The sequence below is a fragment of the Acinetobacter sp. YH12039 genome, assembly GCF_013420015.1.
GTDB classification, from domain to species: domain Bacteria; phylum Pseudomonadota; class Gammaproteobacteria; order Pseudomonadales; family Moraxellaceae; genus Acinetobacter; species Acinetobacter amyesii.
The window spans coordinates 1-8,596 of the sequence record NZ_VOZA01000008.1; the positions used below are offsets into that span (position 1 = coordinate 1).

Genomic DNA, 8,596 nt, shown 5'->3' on the forward strand with positions numbered 1-8,596 from the left:
ATGAAATACGGTATTCTGATGTGACAAAACCTGAATCCTGGTCGTTAAAGTGTTTGTTTGCACTCATATTTTAACTGTTAGGACTCAGGTTTTTTTATTTAAAGCAAACTATGGGACAGCAGTGACCTGATGGTGCTTTTTTTATCTTTCACTTTTTAAGTTAAGCTCGAATAAAACGGAAACATTCCAAAGATCAGACCTGCTGCTAACATGACAAAACAGGTGATTACAGCCCAGATAATGGTAAATTTCTGATGTTGTCCAAACTCGATCCCCGCAAGTCCACAGAGTAAATAGGTCGAAGGGACAAGCGGTGAGAGTAGATGTACAGGTTGTCCTACGATCGAGGCACGTGCCATTTCTACAGGTGCAATTCCATAATGAGCGGCAGCATCAGAAAGAATTGGCAAAACCCCGAAATAGAAAGCATCATTCGACATAAAGAAAGTCATCGGCATACTGATGACAGCGGTTATCGGTGCTAAATAGGGACCCATACTTTCAGGGATAATCGCCACAAGTTCTTTAGACATGGCTTCTACCATACCTGTTCCGGCTAAAATTCCCGTAAAAATACCTGCAGCAAAAATAATACCGACCACGTTTAAAGCACTACCTGCATGGTGTGCGATTAACTTTTTTTGCAAGTCGACATTTTTGTAGTTGACGACTAGCGCAATACATAAAGCCACCATGAATAAAATAGGCATAGGTAAAATACTAAAAACCAGACAAATCATCAGAACGACGGTTAACAGTGCATTAAACCAACGTAGATCTGCGCGGTTGGCTTTTGGATTATCTGAGATTTGAATGTTTTCACCATGACTGATATCCAATTGGACAATTCCCAGACGCTTTCTTTCCATGCGACCATACATGGTTCCCAAAAAGTACAACCAGCCGATGGCAAATAGCATCGGTAAAACCATCGGAACAAAAACATCACTTGGGTCGACATGAAGTACGCTGGCGGCGCGGGCTGTAGGCCCACCCCATGGCGTAAGGTTCATAATGCCGCTAGAGAGCATAATCAAACATGCCATAATCAATGGGCTCATACCTAAGCGCTTATAGAGTGGCAGCATGGCAGCAACACAGATCATATAGGTTGTAGAACCATCTCCATCCAAAGAGACAATTAACGTCAGGGTAATGGTTCCAAGAACGACTTTTAAGGGATCACCTTTGACCATTTTTAAGATAAATTTCACCGAAGGGTCGAACAAACCTGTATCAATCATGATGGCAAAATACAGAATCGCAAAAAGCAGCATGATGCCAGTCGGTGCAAGTTTTTTTACACCTTCTATCATCATTTCGCCAATTTCATTTATTTGTATGTGTGACAAGCTGTCAAAATAAAAACCAAGTAACCACGCAATCAAGGCAAAAAGTAGGGGAATTAAAGTCAGTGCGACAAGTGGGCTTAAGCGTTTCGACATGATCAAATACATAAAGCACAAGATCATGCCCAAACCGAGTACGGTTAACATGGTTCATTCCTTTGAAATATAAAGCTGTTTTTAAATCCAAGGGCAGAGCATAAAGAGAAAATTCATCAGTCAAAACAAAGGTGAGAAAATGTGAAATACATCACTATTTTAGTGGGAAATAGTCATTAATAATGAAGGTATTAGGGAAGGGCGGTTTTTCGATTTATTTTAATTTGTATTCAAAAAAAGTGGTCTGTTTACATTTATTCAACATCAGTAGAGAACTGTAAGTGCTGTGCAGATCCAGTTTGATCACAACAAGTACGCTTATGCAAAAATAGACAGTAGGGTCCGAATCGGCCAACTAAATAATCGGAACCAAAAAATTAAGGGATTATAAAAAAACAGACCAAAACGCATGGTTTCGTCATAGCGTTGTCGACCGCGTTCATAGGGATAAGGCGTTAAAAACCAAGCAGTGACGATCAGCGCAACACCGAGCAATAGAAATAAAGGTTGTGGATGAGCTTTGAAAAAATAATAGATTAGATAAGCCCCAGTATAAAAACTAAAGCAAGTCAAAATCGCTTTAAGTGAAAAAGACATCTTCGTATTCCATCGTATTTATATTTTATTGTTTTAGAAAAAAGAAGAATCGAATTAATCCGATTCTTCTGGTGTATCAAGTTCAGTTTCAGCCTGTTGTAAGCGGGTCACTAATAATTGGTCAATTTTAAAGTGGTCTACATCAACAACTTCAAATTTGTAGCCATGATAAGTAACAAAGTCAGCTGGACGTGGAATTTTACGCAGTTTAAACATCATAAAGCCCGCAAGGGTTTCATAGTTTTCTTCATCGGGCATTTCATCTAAAGCGAGGGCATGCTTTAAATCTTCAATTGGTGTACTGCCATCGATAAGCCAAGAATCTGCATCACGTTTAATAATTTGTTGTTCTGCTTCAATCGGTGTTACCCAGTCGCCCATCACGGTAATCATAATGTCGGAGAGGGTAATAACGCCGACAACCAACGCATATTCGTTAATTACTACGGCAAATTTTTCTTTGGTTGAACGAAAGCGATCGAGTAATTCAGACAGTGTTAATGTATCTGGAATCGTGAGGACATTACGAATAGTATTTTCATTGAGCTGTAGAAGTGACTGATTGTTGAGGATACGAACCAAAATATCTTTGGCATCCACATAGCCAATCACGTCATCAATATTTTCACTACAGACCAAAAACTTCGAATATGGAAATTCAGCGAGTTTTTGACGAATACTGGCTTCTGATTCTTTTAGGGTAAAGTACACCACGTTTTCACGTGTAGTCATACTTGAAGGGACGTTACGTTCTTCCAGCTCAAATACGTTTTCAATAAAGTGGTGTTCTTGCTTTTGTAGTACACCAGCTTGAGCACCGGCATCCATCACGGCTGAAATATCGTCAAAGGTAATATTGTCATCACGTGTTGTATTCACTTTAAATAAACGAAACAACAAATTGGCAATGGCATTAATCACCCACGCCATTGGCTTACACACCTTAATAAAGATTTGAATCGGGTCAACAACAGCAACGGCAATTTTTTCAGGTGCGATCATCGCCAAACGTTTTGGCATCAAATCAGCAAATAGAATGAATAAGGATGTGACTAAAGTAAACGACAGTGTGAATCCAATGGTTTCAGTCCACGGACCTTGATAAAAACGAGTGACTAAGGTTATGAAATAAGGACGAAAAGCACCTTCACCCAAAATACCGCCGAGAATTGCTACGGCATTTAAGCCAATTTGTGATGCGGCGAAAAAGTCTGCTGAGTTGGCTTGTAAGTCAAGCACACGTTGTGCACGTGAATCTCCAGATTCAGCCAAAATTTTAAGTTTTACTTTTCGTGCACCCGCAAGGGCAATTTCTGTTAATGAAAGAAAACCCGCACCGACGATCAGGAGAATAATAATGACAATATTTTGGAAAAGGCTCACGAATACACCTGTTTGTGATTCATTCTATTTTTCTGTATTTCTAACACAAAAATGGGCAAGGTAGTAGTCTTAACTACTACCTATATAGTGACAGTATACGTTTGAATTAATAAGGAATTAAAGAATTAATTACTGATACTGTGAAAACTGAGAGTTATTCATTAAGTATTCGCGGTTTTCTTCTTCAATCATTTGACGTGCAACATACAAAATAAGTTGACGTAACCAGCGATGAGCAGGGTGATGATGAAGTAACGGACACCACGCCATTTTTAATTCAAATTCAGGAATATAGAATGGAGGATCACGAAGTAATAGGTTTTGACTTTTAGCTTGAAGGCGAGCAATACGGCTTGGCAGAGTCGCAACTAAGTCAACATTCGATGCCAATAAGCCTGGCATTTGATAATGACGGGTGAAAACTGAAATTTTACGTTTTTGGCCAATACGTTCTAAGGCTTGATCAATCCAACCTAGACCCGCTTGTTTTTCAGGATTGACACCAAAACCAACACCCATACCTGTTTTAGACACCCAAATGTGTTGTGCATCTAGATAACTTTTCAGGTTTAAGTTATTTGCAGCAGGGTGCTTGGCATTTAAAAGGCATGAAAAACTGTCACGCCAGACCAATACTTGGTGGAAACTTTGCGGAATTTCATTAAAGCGGTTAATCGCCAAGTCGACTTTACCTTGTTCCATATCTCGATAAGACACATCACTAGGCGTTAAAAAATCCAGAACCACATTGGGTGCTTCTGAGCGCAAAGCTTTTACTAGGCGCGGCACTAGTGTTGCTTCAGCATAATCTGACGTCATGATGCGGAAGACACGATTTGAAGTGTAAGGTCGGAACTCGGTACGGGGTTCCAAAATCATCGAAAGGTCAGATAAGGCATCACGGATACGTGGCTGTAATTCAAGCGCACGTTCTGTAGGTGTCATACCTTCTGAAGAACGAATAAGAAGTGGATCATTAAATAAGTTGCGTAAACGACGTAAAATATTACTCATCGCAGGCTGAGTTACACCCAGTTGCTCGGCAGCACGAGTCACATTTTTTTCACGAAGAAGTACATCAAGATAAATTAATAGATTGAGATCGACCCGCTCCAGATTCATAAAATAAATACCGACAATAAAATCATGAAATTTATCTGATTATGCCATAACTACTAAGGCTTGTGTAAAAAATGGATGAAAAAATGACGTGTACTTTTGTACTAAAATTCGGCAGTTTTAAGACAAATTTGCTGAAGTGCCAGCACATATTTCTTAAATACTTATTATCTGTTTAGACCGATATTTTTAAGTGAGTGAAATAAAAATACGGAGCAATTTTGTTTATGCGATGTGATGTTCATAAAACAAAAAAATTAGATGAAATATCACATTTACATGATCATTTGAAGACAGAATAACCAAGTATTTAGCTTGGTGAATTTGGGCAAAAATGGCGTAAAAAATGCTGTTTTTTTTAAAAGTGAATGCTCAGTCGACTTAAGTCTAATGAAGAATAATTCATCAAAATGTTTGAAAAATAGACAAAAAAATTAGCAAAATATTTTAATAAAAGTATTTAAATACAAATACTTATAAATGTTGGTTAATTATTATAATACGACTTTAATCTACATATTTTTTAAATAAATACTGAAAATTAATGCAGAATATTGGATTAATTTTTTTAGTCAATCTACTCTGTGTCTATCGCAACGAAGTGTTCTAAATCTGAACAATCATTCGAGGGTATGATTTTAGCCTTACGTTGCAGAAAAATCCTAATATTATTACAGGAACATATCATGTCTACATACTTAACAGCGATTGATGCAATCCGTGAATTAAAAGCAAAATTCGGAAGCACTTGGCGCGATATTAGCCCAGAAGATGCTGCACGTATGCAAATGCAAAACCGTTTCAAAACTGGTTTAGACATTGCGAAATATACAGCTGCTATTATGCGTCGTGATATGGCTGCTTATGATGCTGATTCTAGCAAATACACTCAATCATTAGGTTGCTGGCACGGTTTCATCGCACAACAAAAAATGATTGCGAACAAAAAATACTTCGGTACAACTGAACGTCGCTATATCTACCTTTCAGGTTGGATGGTTGCAGCTCTTCGTTCAGAATTCGGTCCACTTCCTGACCAATCTATGCACGAAAAAACTTCAGTTCCTGCATTGATCGAAGAAATCTACACTTTCCTACGTCAAGCTGACGCGAAAGAATTAAACGACTTGTTCCGTGCGCTTAAAAAAGCAAACGAAGCTGGTGATACTGCTAAAGCTGCTGAAATCACTGCTCAAATCGACGGTTTCCAAACTCACGTTGTGCCAATTATTGCTGACATCGACGCTGGTTTCGGTAACGAAGAAGCGACTTACTTACTAGCTAAGAAAATGATCGAAGCGGGTGCTTGTGCACTTCAAATCGAAAACCAAGTATCTGACGCTAAACAATGTGGTCACCAAGCTGGTAAAGTTACAGTTCCACACGAAGACTTCATCGCGAAAATCCACGCTCTTCGCTATGCATTCTTAGAAATGGGTCTTGATGACGGTATCATCGTTGCTCGTACTGACTCTGAAGGCGCTGACTTGACTCAAAAAATCCCAGTGGTTAAAGAGCCAGGCGACATCGCTTCTCAATACATCAGCTACTTAGACACAACTGAAATTGACATTTCAGAAGCTCAAGAAGACGAAATCCTAATCAAGCGTAACGGTAAACTTCACCGTCCAAAACGTCTTGCTTCTGGCTTGTACCAGTTCCGTCCAGACACGCAAATCGACCGCGTTGTACTTGACTGTGTATCTAGCCTTCAAAATGGTGCTGACCTTCTTTGGATCGAAACTGCGACTCCAAACGTTGAAGAAATTGCTCACATGGTTAACCGTGTTAAAGAAACAGTTCCAAATGCGAAACTTGTTTATAACAACTCGCCTTCATTCAACTGGACTTTAAACTTCCGTCAACAAGCTTACGACCGTTGGGTTGCTGAAGGTAAAGACGTTTCTGCTTACGACCGTGCTAAACTAATGAGCGCTGAATACGATAACTCTGAATTAGCTGCTGAAGCTGACGAAAAAGTTCGTACGTTCCAAGCTGATGCTTCTCGTGAAGCGGGCGTGTTCCATCACTTGATCACACTTCCGACTTACCATACAGCTGCTCTTTCTACTCACGAGCTTGCTCAAGGTTACTTCGGCGACCAAGGTATGCTTGCTTATGTAGCTGGCGTTCAACGTAAAGAAATCCGCGGTACGATTTCTTGTGTTAAACACCAAGCAATGGCTGGTTCTGACATCGGTGACGACCACAAAGAAATCTTCGCTGGTGACAACGCGCTTAAAGCGGGTGACGATGCGAAAAACACAATGAACCAATTCGCTGCTCACTAAGCATTGAACTGATTCGAAAAAAAGCCCAGCGAAAGCTGGGTTTTTTTATGGCTTTAAAATCTTCTTAAATCCATTTATTAAAGTGTGTCGATATAAAAAAGCAGGGCATAACCCTGCAAATAGAGTGAGACAGCCTTTATTTAAGGCAAAAGGATAATAAACCAAGTAAAAAAGATAATTGCTAAAGCAACGAATTGAGCGGCACTCCCCATATCTTTTGCAATTTTAGAAAGTGGATGCTTGTCTAAAGATACGCGGTCGACAACGGCTTCAATGGCAGAATTGAATAACTCAACTATCAAGGCAAATAAGCACACCACTACCATAAGGGCATGTTCAGCACGACTCACATCGAGAAAATAACTGGTAGGAATAAGCACAATATTCATCCAGACAATTTGTCGAAATGCAGCTTCATTTTGATAAGCAGCTTTGAATCCGTCGAGGGAATATTGCGTTGCATTTAAAATTCGTTTAAATCCAGATTTGCCTTTAAACGGGGAAATTTCACTCATAGCACTGTACAGACGTATAGATTTAAAAACTGGCGAAAATATAACATGCCAAGCTTAAAGTTTTCTTGCATTCAGTTTTTATTTTATTGGGCCTAAAAATTTAAGGGGATTTACATAAGCCTGTATCAAGTTAGTGCTATGTTTATTCATTATTAGACTTAAAATCTACCTGAATTTCAGGCACAATACAGGCGTTTAAATTTTTTAATTTTGAAGCCTTTGCTTCATTGCATGAAATAATAAAAGTGATATAGGTCAACAATGAAATACTTTAGTTTTGCTGTGCTTGCAGCAACACTTTTAACCAGCCAGGTTGTCAGTGCAGAGCCGGCAGTTATTCAAACGGAAATCAAAACGAATGTGACTCAGCCCATGGGATTTTATCCTTTCCAAGTGGGTGCGTATAAAGTCATTGCTTTAAAAGATGGGACACTCGAATTAAGTCCTGATTTATTTAAACAAAATTTAACACCAGAAGAAGTTCGCGCTTTATTCCAAAAGCTTGCTGTTGATCAGAGCAAAGGTATACAAACCAGTGTCAATGCCTACCTGATTGATGATGGACAAGGCGGTATCAGTCTTGTTGATAGTGGTGCAGCCAGTTGTTTTGGTCCGAACTTAGGTTCTATTGCACAAAATATTGAAGCAGCTGGCTATAAGCTTAATCGTGTACGCAGTGTTTTCTTAACCCATTTACATCCTGATCATGCATGTGGCATTGCGAAACAAGGTAAGGCTGTGTTTCCAAATGCAACGATCTACGTCAATGAACAAGAAAGTCAGTATTGGTTAAGTGAAAGCACCGTCGACACTTTAGCTACCGAAAAACGTGAAGGTTATTTAGCGACCGTTGCAAAAATTAAAGCTGCGATTGCGCCATATCAAACCATGCGGAGTTTTAAGACCTTTAGCGTTGGTTCTGTGATTAATGGATTAGAAGTACTACCGAGTGTTGGGCATACACCAGGGCATTATTCTTTTATCTTAAAGTCGCAAGCTAAAAGTTTTGCTATCCTCGGTGATGTGGTTCATTCGTATCATTTACAGTTTGAACAACCCAAGTTATCTGTCGATTTTGATGTCGATCCGGTCAAAGCCAGTGAAACTCGTTTAGCAATTTTTAAACGTTTTGCTCAAGAGCAAACCTTCGTTGCATTTGCACATTTACCATTTCCGGGTATTGGTAAAATTAGTGAAATGAATGATGGTCAGTTCCGTTGGAACCCGCTAAATTTAGCTCCGACAG

General features: G+C 39.2%; 7 protein-coding genes. 2 read left to right on the forward strand and 5 right to left on the reverse strand.

Features of this window, described 5'->3' with window-relative positions:
- Positions 1–155: 155 nt before the first annotated feature.
- From FTT98_RS05710 to FTT98_RS05725, 4 genes are all read right to left on the reverse strand, one after another.
- Positions 156–1,496 carry a CitMHS family transporter gene (locus FTT98_RS05710; RefSeq protein WP_180177138.1) on the reverse strand — a complete coding sequence of 447 codons (1,341 nt, stop codon included), beginning with the start codon at positions 1,494–1,496 and terminating at the stop codon, positions 156–158.
- Positions 1,497–1,763: 267 nt separating this feature from the next.
- On the reverse strand, positions 1,764–2,042 hold the full coding sequence (locus tag FTT98_RS05715) for a hypothetical protein (protein WP_180048741.1): 279 nt from the start codon (positions 2,040–2,042) through the stop codon (positions 1,764–1,766).
- A gap of 54 nt (positions 2,043–2,096) precedes the next feature.
- Positions 2,097–3,425 carry a hemolysin family protein gene (locus FTT98_RS05720; protein ID WP_078191332.1) on the reverse strand — a complete coding sequence of 443 codons (1,329 nt, stop codon included), beginning with the start codon at positions 3,423–3,425 and terminating at the stop codon, positions 2,097–2,099.
- A 129-nt stretch (positions 3,426–3,554) separates the two neighbouring features.
- Positions 3,555–4,547: a LysR family transcriptional regulator gene (locus FTT98_RS05725; RefSeq protein ID WP_078191331.1), complete on the reverse strand. Its 993-nt coding sequence runs from the start codon at positions 4,545–4,547 to the stop codon at positions 3,555–3,557.
- 683 nt (positions 4,548–5,230) lie between these two features.
- Here FTT98_RS05725 and FTT98_RS05730 point away from each other — a divergent pair.
- Entirely contained in the window at positions 5,231–6,835 is a 1,605-nt protein-coding gene (locus FTT98_RS05730; RefSeq protein ID WP_168378085.1) for an isocitrate lyase, read from the forward strand.
- 140 nt (positions 6,836–6,975) lie between these two features.
- On the opposite strand, the gene FTT98_RS05735 is transcribed toward FTT98_RS05730, so the two are convergent.
- Positions 6,976–7,350 carry a diacylglycerol kinase gene (locus FTT98_RS05735; RefSeq protein WP_168378310.1) on the reverse strand — a complete coding sequence of 125 codons (375 nt, stop codon included), beginning with the start codon at positions 7,348–7,350 and terminating at the stop codon, positions 6,976–6,978.
- Between the two features lie 261 nt (positions 7,351–7,611).
- On the opposite strand from FTT98_RS05735, the gene FTT98_RS05740 reads away from it, so the two are divergent.
- The coding region (locus FTT98_RS05740; RefSeq protein ID WP_218954600.1) for an MBL fold metallo-hydrolase at positions 7,612–8,596 on the forward strand (985 nt) is incomplete at its 3' end.